Source organism: Nostoc sp. CALU 546 (genome assembly GCF_048836525.1).
In genome coordinates this window covers 60,498-86,245 of sequence record NZ_JAWJTF010000021.1, presented here as the reverse complement: position 1 = coordinate 86,245, position 25,748 = coordinate 60,498, and the positions used below count along the sequence as shown (strand labels likewise).

Sequence of the window (25,748 nt, the reverse complement as noted above, 5' to 3'; positions counted from 1 at the left end):
ATACTTTGAGACACAAACTTCCAGGTACTCCAAGCTCCGTTTTAGGCAAATTTATTTTACTGTCTATGAGCTAGAAAAACCATTTGTGCAACTTATCTTTTAATGAGCGCGGTTAAATCTCGTATCAATCTCTGTAACTGTTGCTGTATAAGGTTTTTAACTACAGGTTGCCCCTGCTTGCATGAACCTTCTATTTACGCCTTATCGTGAAATCAAGACGTTAAAGCTTTTAACTCCAATCGATTTGTTCCCATAGGCTACGTAGCAGACATCATGAGAAACAGGATATTTCCCAGGTGCCCACTTACCTGCGACAACAGCATTACAGACATACAGAGCTTCACCATCTTCCCCTCCGATCACTGCACCTTGAGGTACATCGCCTGTAACAGGAACCCACTTCCAATTATCCGCAACGAGTACTTGATACCTGTCATATCCAAATGCTTGATTACCGTAAGCCACATAGCATTTTCTATGTCCAGGAGCTAACTTTCCAACAGCACTTCCGATCGAGCAGACATATAATTTCTCGCCATCGAATCCACCTTGAATAGCCCCTGGGGGAACATAACCATTTCTTGCGTTTACCCACTTATAATCTGCTAATGCTGGTTGAACAACTGTTATTACTGATGCCATGCTTAAGGCAGCCAAAGTTAATCCTGAGACCAAAAGAGTTTTTAATAATTTCATAATGCCGATTACTCCAAAAACACAGTGAATTACCAAGTTATTAGTCGAGAAAGCGATCGCTTCTCCTATATCCCACCTAAGAAGTTGGGGATATGAATACTGCTTTGCTGTTCTGTGATAGTTCTATCTTTGCTTTTTCTTACTGCTAAAGATAGAGGAATTAGCGTAAATAAAATTGCGCGTTTACGCAACAAGCTATTTGAGCAGAATAGAAGATAATAGTCAAAAAAGTAGTTATTCTCAAGCAGAGTGCTATATGTACAGAGTTTATTATTTAAAGAGGAATTTAATAAGGAGTATCTCTTACTACGGAAGTTGTATACTTTTTCAAACAATTCTATTGCTGGGAATACTGATACTTCCAGCTAGTGCGAGTCAAATCTGGCAAGGGACAGGACGGATTCTAAGTGGAATTGGAGAGGGCGGTTCAGTTGAGCTAGAGTTAGAATTTGATGGAGAGATTGTCAAATCTCTTTCCGGTCCCCCATTAGATGGGATAATAAACACAAAACCAAGTTTGAATGGGGTTATTAAAACCAAGACTGCTACCTGGCAAATTGAGCGATGCGGTGAAGAGCTATGTGTAAATTTGCAGCAATACAATCCCAAACAAACAGTCTTCTATCGCCTCCAGCCTAAGAAGTAATGAAAAAAAGATTGAGATCGATTAACACTTGGCAAATGACAGGGATTGGTTTGGGTGTTGTCTGGAGTTTCCTTTTCAATGCAGTATTTAGCAAGCTACCTATCCTTGAAAAACTAGAGCTTGGGATTCAAGATAGTCTGACACGGCTTTACAAACCCAGCGCTTTACCCCACGAGATCCTCTTAGTTACAATTGATCGACCAATCCATAAACCTGAACACAAGTTTTATGCCAATCTAGTCACGCAGCTCATGGACGAAGGAGCTAAAGTTGTAGTTTTGAACCTACCTAATTCATTGAGGCGACCTATTGATAGTAGTTTAGAAAATTCCTTCAAGGATCTAATAAAAAAATACAGCCATCAAATTGTATTAGTCACTTATACTAAAAAACTTTCTCAATCAGTTCCTTCAGCATTATCTATCTACTATCATCTGCTGCCATTTGACGATAACAGAATTAAACCATTAATTTCTCCAGCGCAAGTGCATGGATTTTTCGAGTACGAGACTGCTCTTCAAAGTTTAACCAGTCCATCTCGTCAAGCAAACTTGGCAGGATACTTTGTTTATGTAGAAAACATTCAAGAAACTCAAGAATTAAAATCAGTTGCAGTATTAGCCTTAGAAAAATTTTCTTCACCTCTAGGTAACAAAGCACTGACTCAGATTGCCCAAAGTGAGCAAACACTTTTAACTGAAACTGCCGTTGGGATAAATTTCTATGGACCTGCTGGAACATTTCCTCGCCTCAATGCTTCATCTTTTTGTAATTCCACTTCTGCACAACTGACTTACTGTAGCGCTCTTACCACTCTAGAAGCTCAGAAGGTTCGCAACAAACTGGTGCTGATTGATTTGCCTAGAGAAGATTTAGTCTCATTTGGGGTTTCCTCTCCTTTTGGCGATCGCATGTCAGTTGCAGAGGTACAGGCCAATTTGATCGGAAATTTGATGACAGATTCATTTTTGAGAACCTCTACCGAATGGTTTGATTATACGGCCACTACCCTGGGTGCAGTCTTTTTTAGTTTAATACTGACTTCCGGGATATTCAAAAACGGATCTCAATCTACTATCCGCTTAAAGAGTTGGCTTTGTCTAGGGTTTGTTGGCAGTTATGTTATTTTCAGTGTCCTCTTTTCTTGGCAAGGGCTAATTATACCTTTAGCAATACCAATCTTAACCTGGATTGGAACGGGTGTATCTGTAGCTATCTGTTTGCTGTTTTGGCAGAAGCAACAGCAGTTGATCCAGCAGCGACGAAAACTAGCCGAGCGACAGGCAGTCCTTTCTCAGGCACGGAAGTTACTCCATCGAGTAGCAGCGGACATTCATGACGGCCCTCTACAAGAACTCAAATTAGTCATGGATGGTGTCGAACTTCTAGCTATTAAACATCCAGGGATAAATCCCAACCCTTTGTTAGATAGGCTAGAAGCAGTTGGGCGCAATCTTCGTGATCAGCTCCGCAATACTCGCACGATCGCCGAGAAACTAGAGGTGACACCAGAATTGCAAACAGGTTTAGATAAGGGAATTCAACAGCAGCTACAACAACTTGTTAGTTCAGGAGAATTAACACTCAAAGTTGATGCTCATCTGCAACCTCTTTTAGAGCCTGAGTCAGACAGTACCTGGATAGATGCGCGTGAAGATATTTTTCGCTTCTTTAAAGAGGCGATCGCTAACGTCATTCGTCATAGTCAACCTCCGAACGGTACTGCAACCGAAGTTAGAGTTAGTTTGTTTCAGGAAGAAACCCTATGTACGCTAATTATTAAAAATGATCTAACTGAGCCTAAGCCTGTTGTTTTGAAAAGCACCACCATTAGAGCACACAGTAATGGTTACGGCACAAAATTGATGGCTACTATTGCTGCGGAACTACCAGACGGATATTGGGAGCGAGTTCGTTCAGCCGATGGCGGAATCCAGGTAATACTCACTTGGACTCTAAAGAATACTACTGAGGACGAAATCCAAAACTCAAGTATTTTTTCAATAAACAATTAGCTTGCGTCCAATAGCTGCCATGCAAACAGCGACGCGAGGGTTTATATTTTGCCCATCAAGATGCTCGATATCCAGCTTTGCCTTGAGACGCTGCACATAGTTCTGAGCCGTTTTATGGGACACATGCATCCGCTCGGCGATCGCTTGGTCTGTTAGCGCATGACGGCATAACAAGTCCAAAATTTCCAGATCCTGCTGAGTTAATTGCATTTCCTTCATCAGTTCCCGATGGACTTTGAGTTGTCCATCTAGAGCGCTACGAACGCCTTCCAGGAAGGCGCTTCGTCTTTCCATCTTGTTCACAACTACAAAACCCCCTTGGTGTTTACCAATCTGCGATGCTAGTTGTCTTAAAAAATTAGGTTCACTGGTATAAACAAGGATATTTACTGTGGGGTAGCGCTCAAAAATTTGTCTTAACAGTGCTAAACCTGGCTTTGCTGACTGCTCACCTCCGACAGTGCCAAACTGCAAGTCCACTACGACCAAATTTGGTAGCTCAAGCTCCAGTTGCTCAATTCCCCTATCAGGTGTATCCACGCTAATGCAAGAACACTGAGCTTCTATCATGTGCAAAAACTCGCAGTTATTCTGACCGACTTCTGGATGGTCTTCAATAACAAGAAAAAGGGGTAGCTTGCAGTCCATGTTGGGAGGAGATAATTTTGGTTTAATAGCTAACAAAATCAAGAAAAATTTTTTAGCATCATCTGAGTACTTTACTCCGCGACATTAAGCTTAACGGTCGGAAAAAGGTCGGAAAAAGGTCGGAGCTTTTTAGTAGATTTACGTAAATTTTTTGAGAAAATCAAGTTTATGGTGGGAATATCGTAGTTAACCTGGTATTTTTACGTGGGAAGATAAATGACAGTAGAAGAGGCGATCGCACTAATCGAGCAATTATTGGAAGGGGGATGCTTAACAAAACTTCAAAAGATTGTCTTCAGTCAGTCATGGGCAGGACAGACATATTTAGATATGGCTGTAGACTCCGATTACGATCATGGTCATATTAAAGATGTTGGCTCTGAATTATGGCGATCACTCTCGAAAGCTTTAGGAGAAAAAGTTACCAAAAATAACCTGCACGGAGTATTGAAGCGAACCGCACAGCGAGAAAAGGACACAAACGCCTCATCGACTCTAAATTATCAACCCTCCAATTTCCACAGAGACTGGGGAGACGCTCCTGATGTGCAAGTGTTCTTTGGACGAACAGAAGAACTAGAAACTCTACAGAACTGGATTATTCGAGATCGCACTCGATGTGTGGCGATTGTGGGAATGCGGGGGATTGGAAAGACCCATCTTTCACTAAAACTGGGATTGGGTGGGATTGGCAAAACAGACCTATCACTTCAGTTAGCCAAGGGTATCCAGGATGAGTTTGAGTTTGTCATCTGGCGATCGCTTCTCAATGCCCCTCTCCTCTCTGACCTACTTGCAGACTTAATTAAAGTACTTTCCAGACAACAGCAGACAACACTACCAGAGACAATTAGCGAACGCATCTCTTTGTTGCTCCATCACCTGAAAACCCACCGATGTCTCTTAATCCTAGATAACGCCGAAACTCTTCTGCAAGCCGGAGATCCCATCGGTCGGTATCGAGCTGATTATGAAGACTATGGACAGTTAATTAAACAGGTTGGGGAAGTGGCGCATCAAAGTTGCTTACTGCTGACAAGCCGCGAAAAACCCCAAGAACTCATTTTAATGGATGGGCCAAGTCGTCCGGTGCGCTCTTTGGTGTTACAGGGGTTAGATATCCAAGCTGGAAAACAGATTATTGCAGAGCTTGGCGATTTTACAGCTAGTGAAGAAGACTGGCAGGAGTTGATTCAGCTTTATGATGGCAATCCTCTAGCACTGCAATTGGTTAGTAAACACATACTGGAAGTATTTTTTGGTAGTATTGCCGAATTTTTAAGGGAAGGCAAGCCAGTGTTTCACGACCTGCAAGAACTCCTATCTTGGCACTTTCAACGGCTCCCCAAAGAGTGCTGTGAAGTACTGTATTGGTTAGCAATCAATCGGGAACCAGTGTCCCTAGCAGAGTTACGGGAAGATTTGATGTTATCAACTGCTAAGGCAGCACTACCTGCAACTTTGGGAGTGCTGCAACGCAAGATTCCCCTAGAGCGTACAGGAGATCGCTTCACGCTTCAGCCTGTGTTGATGGAGTACGTTACCGATCAATTAGTAGCTTTCGCTTATCAGGAAATCGTCAATCAAAGCCATGAACTTTTGAGAAATTATGCCCTAATTAAAGCCCAGAGCAAAGACTATGTAAGACAAGCACAAATTCGTCTCATCCTAACCCCTGTTATTGATAATTTAATATTAGCTCTGGGTAGTTCCAACCAGATTCAGCTTCAGGTGCAGGAACTCCTCAAAAAATTGAAACAAGAGGCTTCAACCCATTCTGGATATGCAGCAGGCAACATCCTGAATCTTCTCAGACAAATTCAAGCTAATTTCAGTAGTTATGATTTTTCTGATTTAACAATTTGTCAAGCATATTTACAAGATATAAATTTACAAGATGTTAATTTTTCCCAGTGTTGTTTTTCTAAATCTATTTTCACTCAATCTTTTAATGGGGTGATATCAATTGCTTTCAGCCCTGATGGAAAAACCCTAGCAAGTGGTAATGCCAATTGTGAGATTCATTTATGGCAAGTTGCAGATCAACAACGTCTTTTAACCCTGCAAGGACATACTAATTGGGTACGCCGGATTGCCTTTAGCCCAAATGGAGAGATACTTGCTAGTGCTAGTGAAGATTCAACCGTTAAAGTATGGCAGCTACAGTCCGGTCGATGTTGGCATACCTTATCTGAGCATACGGGCAGTGTCTATTCACTGGCTTTCAGTCCAAATGGTTCAATGCTTGCCAGTGGAAGTAGCGACCTCACCATTAGGATTTGGCAGGTGTCAGAGGGCTGTTGTCTAAAAATTCTCCACGGACATAGCGGTGGAGTGATGTCCGTTCATTTTAGTCCAGATGGCAAACAATTGGTCAGCAGTGGCTTTGACAATCTGATCAAAATTTGGGATGTTGAAACTGGAGAATGCCTTTATACGATTACGGAGCATGAGAACTGGGTTGGTGCAGCTCACTTCAGTCCGAATGGCGCGTTGCTAGTCAGTGCCAGTTGTGATAGCACGGTGAGAATTTGGAGTGCTGAAAATTATCAGTGTTTAGGAATTCTTAAAGGTCACACCGGATGGGTATGGAGGGCTATTTGGAGCATGGATAACCAGCTAGTTGCTAGTTGTGGTGCAGACCAGACTATCCGTATTTGGGATGCAAAGACTGGTACTTGTCTTCATACTCTCAAAGGTCACAACCATCAAATCTGGGGTATTGCCTTCAGTCCAGATAACCAAACTCTTGCCAGTGCCAGTGAAGACCAAACTATTAGGCTGTGGCAAGTTAGTAACGGCAAGTGTATTGCTTGCATCCACGGGTATAATAACTGGGTTAAAACTGTAACTTTTAGTCCCAATGCTCAAATGCTAGCCAGTGGGCACAGAGATAATACTTTAAGAATTTGGGACATGAAGAGTGGTGAATGTCTGCACGAGTTGAAAGCATACTCTCAAGGTTTACCAGCAGTAGCTTTTCACCCAAACTTGGAGATAGTTGCGGGGGGTAGCCAAGATGCCACGATCAAACTTTGGGATCTTAAAAGTGGTGAATGCAGTCATACTTTCATCGGCCATACAGATGAAGTTTGGTCACTCGCCTTTAGTCCAGATGGTAAGGTGCTAGCTAGTAGCAGTTTTGACCATACTATCAAAATATGGGATCTCAATCTTAGTGAGTGTCGTTTCACTTTATATGGACATACAGATCGAGTAGCGGCGGTAGCCTTTAGCCCTCTAGGACAAATTCTGGCTAGTGGCAGCGATGACTGCACGATTAGACTTTGGGATGTACAAGAAAACCGATGTATCAAAGTATTAAAAGGACACTCAGGAAGAGTAGGAGCGATCGCATTTAGTCCAGATGGTTGCTTACTGGCTAGCCCAAGTCTGGATCAAACAGTCAAAATCTGGGATGTAACTACAGGCGAGTGTTTGCAGACATTAAAAGGACATACTAGCTGGGTAATGGCTGTTAGCTTTAGTCCAGATGGTCAAAAAATTGCTAGCGCTTCATGCGACCAAACTATAAAAATCTGGGATATTGAAAAAGGAAGTTGTCTCAACACTCTGTGTGGTCACTCAAATTGGGTATGGTCAGTCGCTTTCTCTCAAGATGGTTCAATCTTGGCTAGTGCTAGTGAGGATGAAACAATTAGACTATGGGATATGCGATTGGGAAATTGTCTGCGGATACTGAAAGCCAAAAGACCATACGAAAAAATGAAAATTACAGGAGCTAAAGGTTTGACCCAAGCTCAGTTAGCAATGTTAAGAGAACTAGGTGCAGTCTAGTGCTTTGCCACACAAACTTTGCGTGGTGGCAAGCTCTTGGGCAGAGATGCCCAGGGGCAAGGGGGAAAGAACTTGTACAAATCTCTCCTCTGCTCCCTTACACAAGCGCCGACCTCCACAAGCGCAATTTTGGGGAAAGCGAACTACTAGTGATTTATAACGATTCCCATTCAGATGCAGTACAAAATTATATCGCCAAATGTAGGGGCACGGCTGAGGTTTAAGTAAGCTATTCCACATTTAACTTGCATAATATTCTGCGATCGCTTCTACGAAACTCAGCAGGCATTGGTTCTCCTGTATCCCCTCTAAGAAGTTGGCGATAAGAATACTGCTTATTTAAATATCATACTACTTGGTATAAAGTTTGATGGTCGGAAAAAGGTCGGGTATTTTTGATAGATTTAGGAGATGTCTAATTTATTCGTATAGCAATCCTAAATCATTTGTGAGAAATCACCGTACTCGTTGAGCTTAGGGAAGTCAAAAAATTGACCATTAATGGCTAACTCAAATAATGCTTTAACTACAGAAAAAGAATGACAGAAAAAATAAAACTCTCGAATCAATTTTTTTGCTTGTAGCCAAATATCTTCTACAGGATTCTGTTGGGGAGCATTTGGGGCAAAACATTTACAAGTTATCAACCATTGTTCTTTTTCCAACTCACGATTCAAAGAGTCTAAATAGTCTTGAATTGCACCAGAACGATGGTAACTTGCTCCATCCCAAATTATTATGCATATTAGCTTCTGGACGCTGTATTTGAAGATATTCCAAGAAATTAATTGTGTTTTCCGAGTCACCTTTTTTAGCTGCATAAGTAATAAATTCTTTTGTTTTATAATCTAATGCACCAAAATATGTTTGCTTATAACGAGCGTTTACAACTGGAATTGATATCCGCTCATTAGTCTGACCCCAAACGTATCCACATATATCACCCCACAAGAGATGACATTCATCAACCATGAATACAACTAGTTTTCCTACTTCTATTTCGGCTCGTCGCTCCTCCAATAACTCAGAAATTTCTTTTTTTTTAAGGCTACCTTATCTGGATCATATTTGGGATTATGAGCTTGAGTTTTCTTCCAGCTGATCCGTGCTTCTTTAAATAAATCGTAGTAGCTTTGCTTCGACTCAAAAGCCACTCCATACTCAGAGGCAATCTGGTACTCTAATTCATTCAAAGTCCATGATTCTTTTGTTTTTAGCCATTCAAATATTTCTGTACGTTGTTCTTGGCTCAAAAACCCAATACTTCCTTTATGTCTTAGCTTTAAACCCTCAACTCCGTTTTGAAAAAATGCTTTTTTCCATTTACTTATGAAACCACTAGAAACTCCCAATATCTGCATTATCGCTTCATGTTTGTATCCACATAACAACATCTTTACTGCATTTGCTCGTATAATTTCACGATTCTCCTGGCTATTTTCAATAAATTCTGTTAGTGATTGCATCCACATAACTACACCTAAATCTAGTGATGAAAAATACTTTTACTCTCTCTCAGTATTTTCTCACGAATGATTCAGGATTGCTATAGAACAAATCTATCAAAAAAGTTCTGATGCCTACCCTGGACTGCGGGGAATGGGTTCTCTTTTGGAGTACGACAACCGTAGTAACAATTCTTTATAATTCCTTAATAAGATTACAGAGCTATAGTATGCTAATTTACATCAATGCGATTTTAAAGTAGCAAAACTACTTATCAATTACAGGGTAAAATCACAGTTTTTCTGTCAATAAGTAATTATACTTTAATTTTTGTCAAAAATTGGGGTATTAAACAAAATTTTGAGGCAGGTGATGGCAAAAGCAAGCCGCTTTCTTTGCATCTACGCATCATTCATTATTTCCTCGAAAAACCTAGTAATAATGTAGATTCGATATATATTTAATTTCATCTTCAAAATAATTACGAATTGGCAAAAAATCCGGTCTTATCTGTCATGAAAGGCTGGCATCTTGTATATGGATGGCTATTTTGATGATTATTTTTAACAGTTTTGGAGGAGATATTTAAATGGTGAGTAAAGACGTTAGTTCTAAAGGACAACCTTCCAAGAGTTTTCATATTCCGAAATCTGTTATCAAAACTAGTCGTCATGAAGGCTGCTGGCATCTTGAAATTCGTAAACAAGAAAATCAAGATAGGCAAAATGAAATCATTCCTCTAGCAGAGCTACAATTAGCTGAATTACCAGCAGGGTTGCATGGCTATGCTTTTATCGTTGGGGCTTTGTTTCAATCTGAAAATAAACCTCAAGAAGATGGAACGCAACTTTACACAGGCGATGGTATGGTCTATCGTTTGGGCTTTGAAGATGGCAAAGCAATACTCAAAACCAGAATCGCTAAAACTCCTTGCTACTATGCAGATCCTGCTACGCAGTTCTATCTAGGAGATTATGCGATAGAACCCATACCATTTACCCTTTTTAGAAACAAAATACTTTCATATTTTGTTAAAAAATATAAGTGTTTCTCCTACTTCTCAGCTTTTCGCAATGGCGGGCCTAGTCGTTATAGTATTGTTTTGGGATCGAGAAATCAATTAAATACAGCTTTTTTAAAGACTAGAGATCATCTTTTACTAACAATGGATGCGGGTCGCGCCTACCAACTTGACCCAGACAGTATGGAACTATTAGAACCAGTAGGTTCCACTGAAGAATGGTGCGGCATTTTTCCGGTTATTTCTAAGCTTACATGGATTAATATTTTTGAGACTTATATTAGTTCAGCTCATTATGTTACAGATTTAAATAGCTTAAATGGTAAGCGAGATGAGCTATTTACAACAAATTATTCAACAGGTTACAATGGCAATTTTAAAAAAATTGTCAATTGGGTATTAGATAGTAGTAGTTTCCGCAAAGTAGTAAAATCATTCTATGCCTTGTTACAAATAGAGTTCAATCCCAAGCAAGAGTTAGGACGTTTTACTCATTTAATTCGTTATAGATTTGCAGACGAGCAAAAAGGGTTACAGGCTACTACGGAGCGTTGGCGATTGGTACTGCCTGATGGTGAGCCAGTACTGGTTGACCAATCTCTTCATCAATTAGCAATAACCGAGAAATATATTATTCTTGCTGATATCGCCTTCAAAATGGAGTTTTCACAAATATTTACTCCTTTTTTGTTTGGATTTTTAAGATTGTGGAAATTTAATAGAACTTATTCACTAGGTAGTTGGATTTATGCCGTCTTTTTCCAGGCAATTAAACCTCTTCCATTTGCCAGCTTATATATTGTTAATCGTCAAGATTTAGATCAGGGAAACATAGGATATTCTATAGCAGATTTACCTGGTAATCGAACAACAATTACCGTTCAAAAGGTGAGACTACCTAGAGAGATTTCGCATTTTACAGCTGACTATTTTACAGATGACTATAGTAATCCTGATAATAAAAAAATTATAATTCACGTTGGTCATGTTAACGGTTGGGATGTTACAGAATGGATTACACGCCATGATACGCCTGTTCCTGATAAGCCATTTCGTGAAGATTTAGAGGGAATGATGGTTGGTTCAACTGATTTAGGTTCTCTCGGACGATATGTGGTTGATGGCGAAACAGGAAAAATAGAAAGTTGTGAAACTGTTCAAGATATTCAATCCACTTGGGCGCTATCTTTATATACCCACCGGGAACTCAACCGCGATTCGCTAACAGAAACAGCTAAACAAGTTAAAAATATTTACTGGTTATCTTTAGGGTTTACATGGGAACTGATACCTCAACGCATTTATGATGCTTATAAATCAGATCCACGCAGAGTTGTTCCAGTTGAACAATTACCAGAGGAAAATAAACCAATTACTCTACTGCGTTTAGATACACAGCAGATGAAAATTGTTGATTCATATCATTTCCCCTCTGGAAGTTATGTTAGTTCAATGCAATTTATTCCTAGTTCTCTTCCCTGTCCTGAAGACATAGATGAGTCGATTCATGGCTTTATTGTGTGTACGGTAATGTTAGACCCAGACCCAAGTCAATCTGACCGTGCTACAGATGAGTTTTGGATTTTCCATGCCGATAATTTAAAGAATAAACCAATCTATCGACTGAGTGCTAGTTCAGATTCAAACAAGAAACCTTTGAATCTTGCCATGACAATACACTCCACTTGGCTACCAGATATTCGTCAGCAGCAGTATTCAGTAGAGGAACGTCATCACAAACGAGAAGAATCAGTGAAAAAAGATTATCAGCATTTGATTGAGAAGAAAGGCAAAGCAGTTCAAGAATTGTTTAATGACATAGTTTTTCCTGAATTTACCAAGCAGACTTTAGAGGAGGACTTTGAGAAATTTTTGTTACCTAAAGACGAGTAATAAGCTAATCGACATTCATTTTTTCAGAATCATTTGCTTGTAGTAAGTGGCTCCAGCCCTGCTTTTACGCAACTTAAAAGCTCATTAGCTTAAAACCTCATCTCTAGCGTGGAATCTTTGGAGTTCTTTAGGAACTTGCTTCAAATTACATCATGGTATTTAGGAATGACTAAACGGACAACCTCTGTGCAGACCGATTTTTCCTCCAAACAACCCAACCCTTACACTTTTGAAGATTGGAAAGGTGGGGCCCGCTCTCTTAAACAAGAGTTTGACTATTTAATTGATGATGTTGAGGGCGAAATTCCACCAGAACTTAATGGTACGTTGTTTCGCAATGGCCCAGGACTGCTAGATGTGAATGGTCAGCGACTCCACCATCCTTGGGATGGAGATGGTATGATTTGCGCCATTACTTTTTCCCAAGGACAAGCCCATTTTCGTAATCGATTTATTGAAACTGAGGGTTATCTGGCAGAACGCACTGCTAAACGTATGCTTTATCGAGGCGTATTTGGCACACAAAAACCAGGTGGTTGGTTAGCTAATATCTTTGATTTGCGGTTAAAAAATGTTGCTAATACGCAAGTAATATATTGGGGAGAGAAACTGCTGGCGCTGTGGGAAGCTGCAAATCCTTACCGCCTCAACGCCAAAACTCTGGAGACTTTGGGTATTGAAACTTTTGATGGACTGCTCCGTAAAGGTTCTCCTATTGCCGCTCATCCGAAGATTTCTCCAGGGAACTCCGCTCAAGCTCCTCGTTTGGTAGCGTTTGCTATTAATGCTGGTCTATTCTCGAAAATTCATACCTATGAGCTGGATATTGCTGGAACTGTAGTTCAACACTTGACACATCGAGTTCCAGGGTTTTTGTTTATTCATGACTTTGCAATTACCCCTAACTATTGCCTGTTTTTTCAGCCTCCGGTATCCTTCAATCCCTTCCCCTACGTTTTTGGCTTTCGCGGGGCGGCGGAGTCTATTAAGCTTCAGCCAGATCGACCCACGCGAGTCTGGATAATTCCTCGCCACGAAAGGGAAGCCGTGCAGGTTATAGAAACTGATTCTTGCTTTGTCTTTCATCACGCCAATGCTTTTGAACAGGGAGATGAGATAATTGTAGATTCCGTTTGTTATCAAGACTTTGTTGGTCTTGACCACAAACTTAGTTACCCAGATAATACTGACTTTGACCAATTACCTCCTGGTCAACTTTGGCGGTTTCACCTGAATTTAAGTCAGAAAACTGCTAGACGGGAGCTGGTTGATTCTCGGTGTGTAGAATTTCCCCAAGTCTGTTCTGAGCGAATTGGACAACCCCATCGCTGGATTTTTTTAGGTGCTGCTGATCAAGCTGGGGGCAATGCGCCTCTGCAAGCGATACTGAAAATAAACCCAGAATCGGGACAGCAAGAGTTTTGGAGTGCGGCTCCCAAGGGGTTTGTAGGAGAACCTGTTTTTGTACCGCGCTCAAGTGTAAAAGAAAGCTCTACACCCTTAGCAGAGGATGATGGTTGGGTTATCACCCTGGTTTATGATGCCGCCCACCACCGCACTGATGTTGTAATTTTGGATGGGAAATGCCTCAGCCAAGGACCCATAGCTCGCCTGCACTTAAAGCATCACGTCCCCTATGGTTTGCATGGCACTTTTGTGGGTTCGCAGATAAGATGAAATTCTGACAACGAATTTATAAGGGTTCCAGGTACCGATATTCGCGCATAAAGTAAAATTCATTGTGGAGTCTGGGTTTGAGCCAAATATTCAATTCGCACATAAATTGAAATTTTCCGACTTTGATTTAACGACAGCCCGAATGCTTTTAAAAGCGTACTTTTGAAGTGCAACAGGCTTACGCCTCACTCCAGGCGATCGCTCCGTGCCATAGGTGACCAAGCAGCTTAACTATAGAATATTTAGAAAACTAGGTATAAATTGTCATCAAAATTGAAGAAAATACCCTGAGTTATGCGCGAATTGGCACGAAGCTCAAAGCCTTGCTTCACAGTCGATTTCACTTTATGTGCGAATCGCATCGGCTGAAACCTTTGTAGTTTCGTTGTTCAAATTTCATCTTATCTGCAAACCCACAATTGGAGAACTTTTTACCCAAATATTCCGACTGTTATAAAAATCTCCACGTTGCTCCAAGGTAAAACCACCAAGCAACAATCCTAACCACACCTCTACCATCGGCATTTGCAACACACGTTGCAGTTTAACTAAACAAATCTCATCTTTAACATTTATCAGGTAGTTAGCGATCGCGTTCTGCCATTTTTGGACATCCTCATCTGATGCCAAATTGCGGACATCTTCTAAAGTTGTCACCTCATCAAGCATTGCCAAAACATTTGCTTTTTCAACAGGTGCTGCTACAGAATCACCCAACTCAGTAGGAGATGAAAATTGGTGTGGGCCGTGTGGTTTAAAGGTTTGTGGTATTTGCGGTTCAATCAAATCATCTAAATCTAGGTGCATTGTTGTCCGCACTAAACCAGCAAAGAGATCGGTGCTAACAATTGGCCCTAAAAGACTGTTGCGATCGCGGGTATCTTGCAACAGCACTTCGGCACGAGACTTGAGAATATCCGCAATCTGACTGAAGGCAAGCGCTGCGGTTGATAACTGTGCCTCCAAGGGTAAACTTTCTAGCTCGGCATCCAAACAATCCCACATAGCATCAAGGGAAGAAGTTGGTGGAGACTCGGACAACTCATCAAGCACATCCCAAATTGTTAATTGACGATATGTGGTCATCTCTAAGATTGTGGATGCAAGGGGCAAGGCCGCACTGGGCAGTAACTTGAGGTAATTTCAAACATATCCTTATATTGATACAGCGAAACACCATATTGTTTCGCAAACGCCTGCAACACCTGATCTGTATAGGCGCGGATCTTACCAGCCGTTAACCCAAAACAGTGAATTGGTTCTAAGCGACAAATAGGCTGTTGTCCCAGCCACAGTTCTGCGCCCAAGGCGTGCAATGGTTTATCCCCTGGTTCTTTATACAAATACAGCACTGCAAAATATGTTGCTGGTGGTTCGACTGTTACTGAATCAATTTCTGCTGAATTATTTTGGGAGCGGTGGCGATAGAATGAGCGGCGATTGTGGCAGACTTTTGGATTCCAACACCCGTCCCCTGCTGTTCCATGTAAAACTTTGGCTTGGGCAGTTGGTAATTTGGCGCATAGCTGACACTTGGGGTCTAACGGTTTCGGCATACCTTACTCCGCTTCTTCGCCAATCGCACGATAGTAAGCAGCGATCGCTGCTTCTTGCTCACTACGAAGGGTATAGCGCCGAAAGGCTTTCTCGCTTTGATGTCCCGTTAGCTTACGGGCATGGCTGGGGTCAACTCCCAATAGCAATAAGTCAGTGGCATAGGTGTGGCGAAAGGAGTGAGGGTGCAAATCCTCAATGTGAGCTATTTCACCGATTTTTTCCACAGCGAAGTAAATGCCGTGATAACTCAAGCGTTCACCCTTGTATGAAGCATGATGTGAAATCATCAATGGACTAAGGCTGTTTAACACCTCCCCTTGCTGTTCGCGCAATTGCAAATACTCTGCTAAAACTTCCCGACTCTCCTTTCGCAGTGGAACCAAGCGTGGTTCATTGGTTTTGGTGTCTGGTAAAAATAGCAGCTTGCCATCAAATGAGCCAACATTTAACTGCACAACTTCCCCAGCCCGGAGTCCATGACTAAGAATGTGAACGAGTGCTGTATCCCGTTGCCTTGTTTCTCCCAAGAATTCCAACGCTGACCAAACCTGTTCCATTTCTTCAGGGGTTAAACTCTGGGCTGGTGGTAGTGGCACTTTTTCCAGTTTTATCCCTAGTGTAGGATTAGTAGCAATAATTTCAGGATACGTGTAACACATCCATTTGAAAAAGCTTTTGAGTGCCGCAATTCCCGCATTGATGCTGCTTTTTGAAAGGGGATTACCTGCATCTGTACGTATTTCATCACGGAGATATTCTTTATATAGCGCAAGGTGACGTGGACGCAGTTCATGATAGTGCAGCTCACTCCAAGCCAAAAATCGTTTGAGTTCTCGTTCGTAAAGCTTGCGGCTGTTTGGTGCGAGATTGTTGCTGCGTAAAAATTCCAGAACTTTTACCCACCGAATATCGGTTGGTGGTCTTGTAACTCTAGTACGCCCAGAGAGCGATGCAGTTTCAGCGTCCAGAGGAATAAGTTTAATGGGAGGTAAGTTATTTAGTTCAGGGTTATTCACAATAATCTTGCGCGATCGCACTCGGTAGTTCTGAATTTAAAAGTTCAGTATACATGTCACTGTAAGGATAAGATGAGCAACTTTGAAAGCATAAGTTGAGCAATTACGTAGCCCAAAGCCTTTATACTACGTCGGAAATTATTTATCGAAAACAGGTTTTGAAACCATAACATGAGCAAAGGTTTTGTTTTGTAACCATAATGTGAGCAAATATATTCATACCCAGCATTAAAACTTTGGTTAGGTATAGCTGCTATGAAAACCGAAATCGAGCAACAGAGCTACTTTCTGTTTGAGTTCACTACCTCTACTTTTGTAAGCATAAGATGAGCAACCTGCTTTGAAACCATAAAGCGAGCAACTTGCTCATCTTATGCTTTCAGTGACAATACACGAATCCTGGAGAACACAAAATAACATACCCTTATCTTTTATCCGCCAAAAACTACGATTAATACCACTTCCCCCCAGACACAACACTTTCACCAATATGCGATCGCTGACTGAGCATATTGGCAACGAGAATAGAAACTATTGCGCTGCCGATGAATTTTGGTTATCCCTGGTATCGCTTATAATGCGTAAGTCAAGCAATATACAGGTTTGAAGTGCTAACTTTCAGTTATAGTTAGCCGTAACTTATTATAGGCACAATTCAACTATAGCTTTGACTTGGTGCAAAGATAGTTTACAAAAGTTGCTCAGGCGGTTGCCTTAGTTCCGGTGTCGGTGTGGGTTTGTGGGTTCGCAGACTAAGTGAAAATGACCTTGTATAACCCTTATTCTCTCGTACTATACAGCGATCGCTAATTAGAAAAGTATTTCTCCAAAGCCTTATACTGTAATGAGTTACGACCTTTTATCCTCATTTGGCGAAAAATTTCAATTAGTCTGCGAACCGACACCGATTTAATTCGAGAAGCTATCCACGCGTAGATCCCGCCAGACATCAGAAATCTGCCAGCCAGAATTGCCCACAGATTGTACTGGAGGATTGTCAAGGAATGGAACATAGTCAGCAACTCTGGGTTCTGGAGTGATTACTGGTTTCTCCTCAACCTCAACCACAGGGGCTGGAGAATTGAGAGTATTAGCTTGAAGAAGTTGGTCTTCAGCCTCCTCGATTAGCTTCATCTGTCTCAGGGTAAGCTTGTCGGATTTTTTGATGATCTTCTTAATATCTGTATCATTAGAAGTTTTCATTGGCTGTTCCCTTGAAGGCATTGGCTTAAAATTTGGAAGAGTAAAGTTGCGAGAAGTTAGGTATAAATAATTTGCACAGAATTAACAAGGTACACCAAATCGATGGGAAATACGAGTCCCTTGTTGAGGAATTTATTAATTGTGTACAAATCTCTTTTTCGGGTAGATGTCCCAGCATAATCTGTTGGACAGATGCAAGTATTAAGCGATCGCTTCTTCATCATGACTGTAACTCAAGATTGTTTTGCGCTTTTGACTCCTAATAAGCAGATAATGGATGGTTAAGAGTTCTCGCTGTGGAGGAACAGCGTTGAGAAACTTATCAGCTGAAAAAGGCACAATCTTAGTAGTAGATGACGAAGCCAGCATCCGCCGAATTTTACAGACGCGGTTAGAAATGATTGGCTACAGTGTAGTTACAGCTAGTGATGGCGAAGAAGCTTTGTCAGCTTTTAGTCTCTTAACTCCTGATTTGATAGTTCTGGATGTAATGATGCCAAAACTAGATGGTTATGGTGTCTGTCAAGAATTACGGAAACAATCAGACGTACCAATTATTATGCTAACAGCCTTGGCAGATGTAGCAGACCGAATCACTGGGCTGGAACTCGGTGCTGATGACTACATGACAAAACCTTTCTCACCCAAAGAACTAGAAGCTCGAATTGCCTGTGTACTAAAACGGCGCTCCCACAAAACTAGTATGAATACTATTCCTAACTCTTTTATAATTCATACAGGCGACCTGAAAATCGATACAAGTAAGCGGCAAGTCCATAAAAATGAGCAACGCATTCGGTTGACAGGTATAGAATTTAGCTTACTAGAGTTGTTAGTGAATGATTCGGGAAAGATTTTTTCAAGGGCTAAAATATTACGGCAATTGTGGGGCTTTGTACCAGAGATGAGTACAGACACCCGTGTGGTAGATGTGCATATTTCACGATTGCGGACAAAGGTAGAATCCGATCCCAATAACCCAGAATTAATTATTACAGCAAGAGGTAGCGGTTATTTTTTCCCACGAATTATTGATTCAGAACAGGAATAATAGAAAAATATGAGTAAGCTCATCTTAATTACAGGCATAAGTAAAGGTCTAGGTTATGCGATGACCCTAGTTAAAGGAAAGGGCCATTACTGTGCAGTACTAATAGATTTAGATGCATCTAAAGTGATTACTATGTTAAGCGATCGTACAAAAACGGTAATAGCTGAAGTACTTACAGGGTGCGGAGTTGAAGTTTTAGAGCGAATAGAAGAATTAAGTATAGATTTATGGCAAGGGTATAAAAATTTAGTTATAGAATTAATGCCAAATGCTCAAGTCGTAGCAGATAGATTTCATGTGATGACACAGATAAGTAAAGAGTTAGATACACAAATAAAAAGAGAGAAGCGCAATGTAGAAGAATTAATCAAAAAAAATAAAATTAGCAGCAGATAAAGTTGAATGTCAACAAATATTAGAAGGATTAAAGAGTAGCAAATATCCGTTGCTTAAGAATGAAGATAACTTAAGCGAAGAGCAATTGAATAAACTGATTCAAGTTAAAAGTGTATCTCCAATGTTGAAAGTAATGTATGAACTCAAAGAAAAATTTCGGAAAATTTTTAATAACACTAATGATTGGTATGCGGGAGTCTTTAAACTGGGCTGGGGGAACTCTGCTATCAAAGTAGATGAAGCGAAAGTGCGTTTTTCTACAAGTGCTGCACCAAGTTTTGCCTTCATGCATCCTGATATATCCAATCACGACCAGCAACAATAGCTGCTGATGCTGTATTGTAAAGCTTTTGCTCGCCAAACACCGCACCATTGTCACTGATGCTCCGAAACTGCCAACAATGCGCTTCGGTGTAAAATACGACAAGAATAAAGTTATTTGTACAGATAACAGATAAAGGAGTGAATTTTAGGGGTAGTCATAATACTGTCATAATACTAGTGCTTGCTGTACTTTGTACAAGGCTATCTATCGATTAGAAGGACACGGAGAGAAGTTGCGTGCGGGGATAGAGGGACATGGAGAGTTCTTTCTTTGCGTCTCCCACTCTCCGTGTCTTTTCTCCTGCCTTATGGTTTGAGTACAACTTTGATACAGTTTTCCTTCTTGTCTTTGAAAATTTCGTAACCCCGGGGTGCTTCATCTAAGGGTAGACGATGGGTGATCACGAAAGATGGATCGATCCTGCCATTTTGGATGTGATCGAGTAACGTGTTTAAGTACTTATGAACGTGCGTTTGTCCCATTTTGAATACTAAGGCTTTGTTCATGGCAGCACCCATAGGTATTTTGTCTACAACGCCGACATAAACACCAGGAATTGACACGTGACCGCCTTTGCGACAGTCAATCATCACTTGCCGCAGCACATGGGGCCGGTCTGTTTCCAGACGCACTGCTTGCTTTACTTCGTCGTATACTCCTTCTAGACCCGTCCCGTGTGCTTCCAACCCCACAGCATCAATGCAAGCATCTGGGCCGCGTCCACCTGTCATTTCTTTGAGGGCTTCACCAACATCTACTTCCTCATAGTTAAGGATTTCTGCTTTGCCTTGATCTTTAGCCATCTGTAGGCGTTCGGGAATTCGATCGATAGCGATGACTCGTTCAGCACCAAGTAGATAAGCACTTCTTATTGTGAATTGTGCGACTGGGCCACACCCCCAGACTGCGACAATATCACCGGGCTGAATATTACAGTTATCTGCCGCCATATATCCGGTGGGGAAGATATCTGTTAAAAACACTACTTGTTCGTCTGTTAGTCCATCAGGAATCTTAAACAAACCAGTATCGGCAAAGGGAACGCGGGCATATTCAGCTTGACCACCAGCGTAGCCACCTAGCATATGAGAGTAGCCAAAAATACCAGAGGGTGAATAACCCATGAATTTTTCTGCTAACCAAGCGTTTGGGTTAGAGTTATCGCACAATGACCAGAAGTCATGTTGACAGTACCAGCAGTTACCACAGGCGATAGGGAATGGTACAACCACGCGATCGCCTATATTTAAATTTTTGACGGCACTGCCTATTTCAACGACTTCCCCCATCATTTCATGACCAAGGATATCGCCCTTTTCCATTGTGGGGACGTAGCCGTTATAAAGGTGTAAATCAGAACCGCAAATTGCTGTTGTCGTGATTTTAATAACAGCATCACGCGGATTAATGATTTTTGGATCGGGTACTGTTTCCACCCGTACATCGTTGGCACCGTTCCAGCAAACTGCTTTCATAGCCATTAATCCTTTGTTGATAGTTAGTTGTCAGTGGTTATTTTCCTTGTCTCCTCTGCTCCTCTCAGCCCCCAACGCAAGGCTGTAACCTAACTTTTATGCAGTGATCTTTTCTTTGGCTGAACAGATCGAAGCCATGCTTGGCTTCTGTTAGAGGTAAGTGATGCGTGAACACAGCAGATGGATCGACTTCGCCCTTCAATACGCGATCGCCTTTTTTCAATTTCTTGACTTCATTGCCAATATCAACGATTTCTCCCATAAACTCGTGACCAATAATGTCACCCGGTTCCATCGTCGAGATGTAGCCATTGTAGATATGCAAGTCAGAACCGCAGATGGTTGCTGATGTAACTTTGAGGATGGCATCGCGGGGGTTAATTATTTTTGGGTCTGGCACTGTTTCCACCCGCACATTGTTAGTGCCGTACCAACAAACAGCTTTCATAGCAATATTTATTAACCTCGCGGTTGACCTTCGGTTGTGGCAATCTCGCCTGCTTCCATCAGCATTTTGAAGCGGCGTAAATCTTCTTTAATTTGCAGTTCTGGGTCTTCGCCAAATAATTTAGCGATGTCTGCGACGGGCTTCGCCAACGCAGCTCCAATCGCACCTCCAGGCGGGGTAAATTCTCGGATTGTTTTTACCTCAGTGCCACGATCCCCAGGTGCTGGCTTGAAGTGGACGCGACCAGAGGTTTCAATTGCTGCGCCTTCAACCGAAGTCCAGGCAATCAATTCGTTTTCTCGGTCTTCGGTAATGACTACATCCCACTCAACGCTTTCATTTAAGAATCCTTTGCTAATCCAGTGCGATCGCTTCTCGTCGTATACCCTCACCTCTTTGAGATGCTTGATAAAGCGTGGCAAGTTATCAAAGTTACGCCAAAAGCGATAAAGTTCCTCTACTGGTTTGTTAATGGTTAAAGTCTTTTCAACTTTGATCCGTTGGTTCATGACTGTACTCATGACCGTTGCCTCTTGTGTTTGCTATATGTCTTTTAATTATCAAACTTGGGACAAATTGATTTGTCTTAACTCTTCTATTACTTAGAGTTGTAGTTAAAAAAAAATTACTTATACTCTTTCAATAGTCTTAGTTGTTCAATAAATTGATACTTCAAAAGTAGTAATTGGCAGTTACAATATTTGTATATAAAAACACTTATAGCGGTTATCAGTCTTCTGAAGTACAGTAGCAACAGTGAGTAAACCAACCGAGTAAATTCTCTATCGTCACTTCTGCGAATGCCGTATCTAATGCCTGGAGTAAATCAGTGTATGTCCTTGCACCGATACGACGGAGAATGTTCTTAATCTTAGACCAACAATTCTCAATCGGTGAAAAATCGGGAGAGTAGGGGGGGAGATAAATGAGGCTCGCGCCAGCAGCGATGATCAAAGCTTCAAGTTCATCACTTTTATGGATCGAGCAGTTATCCATTAGAACGACTGCACCAGTCCAAAGCTGAGGTACGAGCTTTTGAGAGATGAAGGCATCAAAGGTCAAGGCATCGATAGAACCTAAACCACTCCACTGGGTCAGCAGTCCTTTTAAGCTAATGGCACCAATTACCGAGACATTTTTCCCTTTACGGTTGGGCTTTTGAGCATAAGCTCGTAGCCCTGGTAAGGCGCGGGCACATTTGCGGATGAAGGACAGATTCACCCCCGATTCATCTAAGAAAATCAGATTTTCCACCGGTATCCCCCTCAAGAGTTTCCAGTACTCAAATCGGGCTAGTTGGACTTCATCAGTGTATTTTTTCGTGGGGTGGAGACTTTTTTTTTGAGGTTGAGGTGAAGTTGAAAGCGAACCATCCGATTCACCGTGGCTACCCCAATTAAGACCTCTGTTTTCTCGTAAAGTCGTTCCCGCAATTCGCTTAAGGTCGCATCCGGCTGTGCTGTGACGAGTTGGCGCAGGATTTCGATCTGTTCGGCATTCAACTTTGTTGGTGTCTGCTCAGTCCGTACCTTGGGGCCTATCGTACCCAATTCTCGATGGCGTTTAAGTAAATTTTGCACAAAACTTAAAGTGACACCAAAGTTTTTAGCCAGTTTTCGTTGGGAAATGTTACCGCAGGCATAAGCATCAACAATTTTCTGACGCAAGTCGAGAGAGTAGGCTTTCATCGCCACCAATTATCTGTAGAATTGCTGTCTCCTAGTGTACTGAACTAGACTAATAACCGCTATAGCTAATTTACAAAATAGTTGCTTTTTCAGAAGCAGAAATGGTGTTAGCACAACGCTAGCGAGCCTTCTCCCAAAAAGCAGAACAGCGCGAACGCATCTAAACATTGAATATTGAATGCTCAAGGTATGATTGTGAATTGTTGGAGGACACCGTACTCCCAACGGACTTTTAAAGATGTATTATTAACATATAGCGGTTCTCAGTGCTGTCGATGAGCATCGAGCTTGGCAATATTAAGGGCAGTGAAACTGGCATTAAAATGAAAGTCAAGCTTTTTGACATCACGGGCTTGACAATCACTTAGCCCGGTAAACTGTTTAGCATCGCGGAAGATAAATTCGGGTTCTTCATTACTTGTTATGCTAAAAACGCTTATAAAATAGCTCAGATTCCTTACTGGGCAAGAAAGATAGCTTTTAACCTGTGATTTTTAGCCTTTGGAATAAAATCAAGGCTAAAACTGCCCAAAAGCCTTGCTATTAAAGGTAAATTCCGAATTTTCCTTTAAAGTTCAGCATAACATCTACGGAAGAGCCTAAATTCGATTTGAAAACGCAGTTTGTAGAAATGATAAATCTCGTCTGCCGATTGGTTGATATCTGTTTTGCGTTTAGCCCCCGTGCTTTCTGTTCACCCTCAAACACATATCGCAGATTCGCGTCTCGACGAAGTTTACTAATCACATCCAGTTTGAGCGCCCTTACCCCCGTGACAAATGGCTCCTTGGTATATGCTCCATCCACAGTCAGGTAACGAACTTGGGAAGGTAATTGAGGTTGAGTAATTTCCAGGTGGTGGAGATAGTAATCCATCCGCGTCAGGTCGGGACAGAAGCCTCGGTCAAAGGTTTGTTCCGCCAGCAACCCATAGCCATCGATACGGTGCAAGTTTTTTCTAATCAGCACCTTAATGGTTCGATAGCTTTCTTGTCGATTCCCTCAACTAAAAATTGTCCGGAGTATTGCTTTAAGGATGGGAGACTTTCCTTTAACTTGAGGTAGGAGCCAGCCAGAGGGCTAAGTTTCGCACATAGGCTTTAATATGTTCAAGGGCTTGTGGGTTTTGCTTCATCCCATCTCCAGGGGGTTCGGTTACAAAGCTAGGTGCGCCCATATCAACATCCCAATTGTAGTCGGCGAAATGGTGGAAGCTTGATTCAGCGATCGCACGTCCTAAAATATTTCCTTGTTCATCCTGGGTACTTTCAAAAGCAACTACTAAGTTGAAGTCCCGACCGGAGACTGAGCTTGTACCCAAGGCAATTACTCGTGCATTCTTCTCGTTTGCAGGCACACCTACGGCTCCTTCATGGGGATGAGCCGGAAAGAATTCAATCTCCTCAGAAGGTGATGTAGGATTCTTGAGTAAGTCATGAATAGGTTCTATGAGAGTAATTTTCTCGTAGTCACCATTTAACCCAGAATGGAAGTTGGGCCAGGAAATATACTTAGTGTAGATGTCATCAGGGTAGTGGTGTGAGGGATCGGGATCGGGATTCTTACTGTGAAAGTAATGGGCTGCGCCGACACCACCAAGATTGCAAACCGAACAACCTACATCCTGATGGTCACGGCTGACCAATAAACCGCCGCCGCGCTGACGGAAGGCACTGATGCTCTGACACTCCTTTGGAGTTATGCCATCCCCTACATCCACAGCAAACAGCCACAGTTCATCAAAATCTGAATTCTCTAGCGTACTTAAAACTGGATCGTTTTTTTCAGCAGTATTTTCTCGATCCCTTGCTGTTACCTGGTACAGGGGTTCCCCAGTGTCACTTTTCAACGAAGCTAAATAGTCCTTTAGCAAAGAAAATCGCCCAATATACCAATCATCTTCATTGGTGGGAATTGTTGTCTGTAACAGAATTTGAATCGGTTTAGTCATGATCTCACTCCCTAGGGTTCCTCTCGTAGCATGAGCTAATTACTAGATCAACGTGGGAATTGTAGCGAGATAATCTAAGCAAAAAATGAGGACGTTTAAAGACCAATGCTTTTGTGAAAGCAGAGATAAGTGTTTCTAAACGCAATTTAGTATCAGTATCTGCTCAGATTTTCCTTAGATTTGCCAACTAACGTTAGGGCAGATTCGTTAAGAAGATAAGGAAATGGGAAAAATTGGACAAATCCTAGATTCAGGCTTGGTTAACTGATTCGTCTTTGTAGAGAGGTATAAGACCTATGGTTAACAAAATTGTAACTACATTTGAACAAGACCATAACCGACCAGAATCAAAAGAATTTTATTGGAAACATTTTCTCTATAGTCTAGTTTGGCTGACGGTACTAATGCTGGGATATGGAGGATTGGGATGGACTCTCTGGCTCGATCGCCATTTCTCGACGATTGCAATACCGATGTTCATTTTGACAATTGCCGCAGTCCGTGCCTGCATACTCACTGGCTTTCCCGTCTGGGCGGGATTGTTATCTCTCACATTCGGTTCTGCATGGATTCTAACTGGAGCATCGATATCAAGCGGATTATTGGGCTGGGCAATAGCGATCGCTCTATCCTGGATTGGCATTTTTACCCTGGATATGGCATTAGACCAGTCCGTCGAAAATTTGCTGGAAATAGAGTTAAGTCGAACTGAGGTTTTCCTGATTCTAACAGCCGTCTGCGCTACTGGCGCTATTGCGGGATGGATACTCCCAATTTTTCTCACTTGAATACAGGGCA

General features: G+C 41.7%; 21 protein-coding genes and 2 pseudogenes. 8 read left to right on the top strand and 15 right to left on the bottom strand.

All coding sequences use genetic code 11. From position 1 onward, the window contains the following. Positions 1 to 201 precede the first annotated feature (201 nt). Positions 202 to 642 (bottom strand): DUF3421 domain-containing protein, encoded by a 441-nt coding sequence (locus RRG12_RS13295; protein ID WP_420759611.1) that lies wholly within the window; start codon positions 640 to 642, stop codon positions 202 to 204. Positions 643 to 1,036: 394 nt separating this feature from the next. Between RRG12_RS13295 and RRG12_RS13290 the strand changes: the two genes are divergently transcribed. Further along, positions 1,037 to 1,342 carry a hypothetical protein gene (locus tag RRG12_RS13290; protein ID WP_420759610.1) on the top strand — a complete coding sequence of 102 codons (306 nt, stop codon included), beginning with the start codon at positions 1,037 to 1,039 and terminating at the stop codon, positions 1,340 to 1,342. Positions 1,343 to 1,353: 11 nt separating this feature from the next. After that, on the top strand, positions 1,354 to 3,357 hold the full coding sequence (locus RRG12_RS13285) for a CHASE2 domain-containing protein (protein ID WP_420759609.1): 2,004 nt from the start codon (positions 1,354 to 1,356) through the stop codon (positions 3,355 to 3,357). On the opposite strand, the gene RRG12_RS13280 is transcribed toward RRG12_RS13285, so the two are convergent. Beyond that, entirely contained in the window at positions 3,343 to 4,005 is a 663-nt protein-coding gene (locus RRG12_RS13280; RefSeq protein ID WP_420759608.1) for a LuxR C-terminal-related transcriptional regulator, read from the bottom strand. The genes RRG12_RS13285 and RRG12_RS13280 overlap by 15 nt on opposite strands. A 216-nt stretch (positions 4,006 to 4,221) precedes the next feature. Here RRG12_RS13280 and RRG12_RS13275 point away from each other — a divergent pair, with 216 nt between their 5' ends. Then, positions 4,222 to 7,803: an eIF2A-related protein gene (locus RRG12_RS13275; RefSeq protein ID WP_420759607.1), complete on the top strand. Its 3,582-nt coding sequence runs from the start codon at positions 4,222 to 4,224 to the stop codon at positions 7,801 to 7,803. Between the two features lie 437 nt (positions 7,804 to 8,240). Here the strand turns inward: RRG12_RS13275 and RRG12_RS13270 are convergent, their stop codons facing one another. Together RRG12_RS13270 and RRG12_RS13265 are read right to left on the bottom strand one after the other, a co-directional pair. Continuing rightward, the gene (locus RRG12_RS13270; RefSeq protein WP_420759606.1) at positions 8,241 to 8,624 is read right to left on the bottom strand and encodes a hypothetical protein; all 384 of its coding nucleotides are present in this window, start codon (positions 8,622 to 8,624) and stop codon (positions 8,241 to 8,243) included. Between the two features lie 174 nt (positions 8,625 to 8,798). After that, a complete protein-coding gene (locus tag RRG12_RS13265; RefSeq protein ID WP_420759605.1) occupies positions 8,799 to 9,269 on the bottom strand; it encodes a helix-turn-helix domain-containing protein in 471 nt (156 codons plus the stop codon). A 569-nt stretch (positions 9,270 to 9,838) separates the two neighbouring features. Here RRG12_RS13265 and RRG12_RS13260 point away from each other — a divergent pair. Both RRG12_RS13260 and RRG12_RS13255 read left to right on the top strand, forming a co-directional pair. Next, a complete protein-coding gene (locus RRG12_RS13260) occupies positions 9,839 to 12,163 on the top strand; it encodes a carotenoid oxygenase family protein (protein ID WP_420759604.1) in 2,325 nt (774 codons plus the stop codon). Positions 12,164 to 12,328: 165 nt separating this feature from the next. Further along, entirely contained in the window at positions 12,329 to 13,840 is a 1,512-nt protein-coding gene (locus RRG12_RS13255) for a carotenoid oxygenase family protein (protein WP_420759603.1), read from the top strand. A gap of 396 nt (positions 13,841 to 14,236) precedes the next feature. Here RRG12_RS13255 and RRG12_RS13250 read toward each other — a convergent pair whose 3' ends face one another. From RRG12_RS13250 to RRG12_RS13235, 4 genes are all read right to left on the bottom strand, one after another. Continuing rightward, positions 14,237 to 14,926, bottom strand: coding sequence for a hypothetical protein (locus RRG12_RS13250; protein WP_420759602.1), 690 nt, complete (start codon positions 14,924 to 14,926; stop codon positions 14,237 to 14,239). A gap of 2 nt (positions 14,927 to 14,928) precedes the next feature. Beyond that, positions 14,929 to 15,396: a hypothetical protein gene (locus RRG12_RS13245; RefSeq protein WP_420759601.1), complete on the bottom strand. Its 468-nt coding sequence runs from the start codon at positions 15,394 to 15,396 to the stop codon at positions 14,929 to 14,931. Positions 15,397 to 15,399: 3 nt separating this feature from the next. After that, entirely contained in the window at positions 15,400 to 16,416 is a 1,017-nt protein-coding gene (locus tag RRG12_RS13240; protein WP_420759626.1) for a tyrosine-type recombinase/integrase, read from the bottom strand. A 906-nt stretch (positions 16,417 to 17,322) separates the two neighbouring features. Next, positions 17,323 to 17,616, bottom strand: a complete 294-nt coding sequence (locus RRG12_RS13235) for a hypothetical protein (RefSeq protein WP_420759600.1) — start codon at positions 17,614 to 17,616, stop codon at positions 17,323 to 17,325. A 277-nt stretch (positions 17,617 to 17,893) separates the two neighbouring features. On the opposite strand from RRG12_RS13235, the gene rpaB reads away from it, so the two are divergent. Then, a complete protein-coding gene (gene rpaB, locus RRG12_RS13230; RefSeq protein ID WP_420759599.1) occupies positions 17,894 to 18,667 on the top strand; it encodes a response regulator transcription factor RpaB in 774 nt (257 codons plus the stop codon). Positions 18,668 to 18,727: 60 nt separating this feature from the next. Next, positions 18,728 to 19,295: pseudogene (locus RRG12_RS13225) on the top strand (ISL3 family transposase); the annotation flags it as partial. Between the two features lie 398 nt (positions 19,296 to 19,693). On the opposite strand, the gene RRG12_RS13220 reads toward RRG12_RS13225, so the two are convergent. The 7 genes and pseudogenes from RRG12_RS13220 to RRG12_RS13190 form a co-directional block, all read right to left on the bottom strand. Further along, complete coding sequence (locus RRG12_RS13220; protein WP_179076027.1) at positions 19,694 to 20,863, bottom strand: zinc-dependent alcohol dehydrogenase; 1,170 nt, start codon at positions 20,861 to 20,863, stop codon at positions 19,694 to 19,696. Positions 20,864 to 21,062: 199 nt separating this feature from the next. Further along, positions 21,063 to 21,311: pseudogene (locus RRG12_RS13215) on the bottom strand (alcohol dehydrogenase catalytic domain-containing protein); the annotation flags it as partial. An 11-nt stretch (positions 21,312 to 21,322) separates the two neighbouring features. Then, a complete protein-coding gene (locus RRG12_RS13210; RefSeq protein ID WP_256874658.1) occupies positions 21,323 to 21,832 on the bottom strand; it encodes an SRPBCC family protein in 510 nt (169 codons plus the stop codon). Between the two features lie 208 nt (positions 21,833 to 22,040). After that, the gene (locus RRG12_RS13205) at positions 22,041 to 22,580 is read right to left on the bottom strand and encodes an IS630 family transposase (RefSeq protein ID WP_420758872.1); all 540 of its coding nucleotides are present in this window, start codon (positions 22,578 to 22,580) and stop codon (positions 22,041 to 22,043) included. Between the two features lie 23 nt (positions 22,581 to 22,603). Beyond that, positions 22,604 to 22,999 carry a helix-turn-helix domain-containing protein gene (locus tag RRG12_RS13200; protein WP_420758873.1) on the bottom strand — a complete coding sequence of 132 codons (396 nt, stop codon included), beginning with the start codon at positions 22,997 to 22,999 and terminating at the stop codon, positions 22,604 to 22,606. A 543-nt stretch (positions 23,000 to 23,542) separates the two neighbouring features. After that, positions 23,543 to 23,968, bottom strand: a complete 426-nt coding sequence (locus RRG12_RS13195; RefSeq protein WP_420759598.1) for a hypothetical protein — start codon at positions 23,966 to 23,968, stop codon at positions 23,543 to 23,545. A gap of 82 nt (positions 23,969 to 24,050) precedes the next feature. Continuing rightward, a complete protein-coding gene (locus RRG12_RS13190; protein ID WP_420759597.1) occupies positions 24,051 to 24,950 on the bottom strand; it encodes a hypothetical protein in 900 nt (299 codons plus the stop codon). A 296-nt stretch (positions 24,951 to 25,246) separates the two neighbouring features. On the opposite strand from RRG12_RS13190, the gene RRG12_RS13185 reads away from it, so the two are divergent. Then, positions 25,247 to 25,738, top strand: coding sequence for a hypothetical protein (locus RRG12_RS13185; protein ID WP_420759596.1), 492 nt, complete (start codon positions 25,247 to 25,249; stop codon positions 25,736 to 25,738). Positions 25,739 to 25,748: the final 10 nt, after the last annotated feature.

Coding starts and splice junctions, on each gene's coding strand:
- RRG12_RS13295 (WP_420759611.1), bottom strand. CDS start 642: ATGGCATCAGTAATAACAGTTGTTCAACCAGCATTAGCAGATTATAAG.
- RRG12_RS13280 (WP_420759608.1), bottom strand. CDS start 4,005: ATGGACTGCAAGCTACCCCTTTTTCTTGTTATTGAAGACCATCCAGAA.
- RRG12_RS13275 (WP_420759607.1), top strand. CDS start 4,222: ATGACAGTAGAAGAGGCGATCGCACTAATCGAGCAATTATTGGAAGGG.
- RRG12_RS13270 (WP_420759606.1), bottom strand. CDS start 8,624: ATGCAGCTAAAAAAGGTGACTCGGAAAACACAATTAATTTCTTGGAAT.
- RRG12_RS13265 (WP_420759605.1), bottom strand. CDS start 9,269: ATGCAATCACTAACAGAATTTATTGAAAATAGCCAGGAGAATCGTGAA.
- RRG12_RS13260 (WP_420759604.1), top strand. CDS start 9,839: ATGGTGAGTAAAGACGTTAGTTCTAAAGGACAACCTTCCAAGAGTTTT.
- RRG12_RS13255 (WP_420759603.1), top strand. CDS start 12,329: ATGACTAAACGGACAACCTCTGTGCAGACCGATTTTTCCTCCAAACAA.
- RRG12_RS13250 (WP_420759602.1), bottom strand. CDS start 14,926: ATGACCACATATCGTCAATTAACAATTTGGGATGTGCTTGATGAGTTG.
- RRG12_RS13245 (WP_420759601.1), bottom strand. CDS start 15,396: ATGCCGAAACCGTTAGACCCCAAGTGTCAGCTATGCGCCAAATTACCA.
- RRG12_RS13235 (WP_420759600.1), bottom strand. CDS start 17,616: ATGAAAACTTCTAATGATACAGATATTAAGAAGATCATCAAAAAATCC.
- rpaB (WP_420759599.1), top strand. CDS start 17,894: ATGGTTAAGAGTTCTCGCTGTGGAGGAACAGCGTTGAGAAACTTATCA.
- RRG12_RS13220 (WP_179076027.1), bottom strand. CDS start 20,863: ATGAAAGCAGTTTGCTGGAACGGTGCCAACGATGTACGGGTGGAAACA.
- RRG12_RS13210 (WP_256874658.1), bottom strand. CDS start 21,832: ATGAGTACAGTCATGAACCAACGGATCAAAGTTGAAAAGACTTTAACC.
- RRG12_RS13200 (WP_420758873.1), bottom strand. CDS start 22,999: ATGAAAGCCTACTCTCTCGACTTGCGTCAGAAAATTGTTGATGCTTAT.
- RRG12_RS13190 (WP_420759597.1), bottom strand. CDS start 24,950: ATGACTAAACCGATTCAAATTCTGTTACAGACAACAATTCCCACCAAT.
- RRG12_RS13185 (WP_420759596.1), top strand. CDS start 25,247: ATGGTTAACAAAATTGTAACTACATTTGAACAAGACCATAACCGACCA.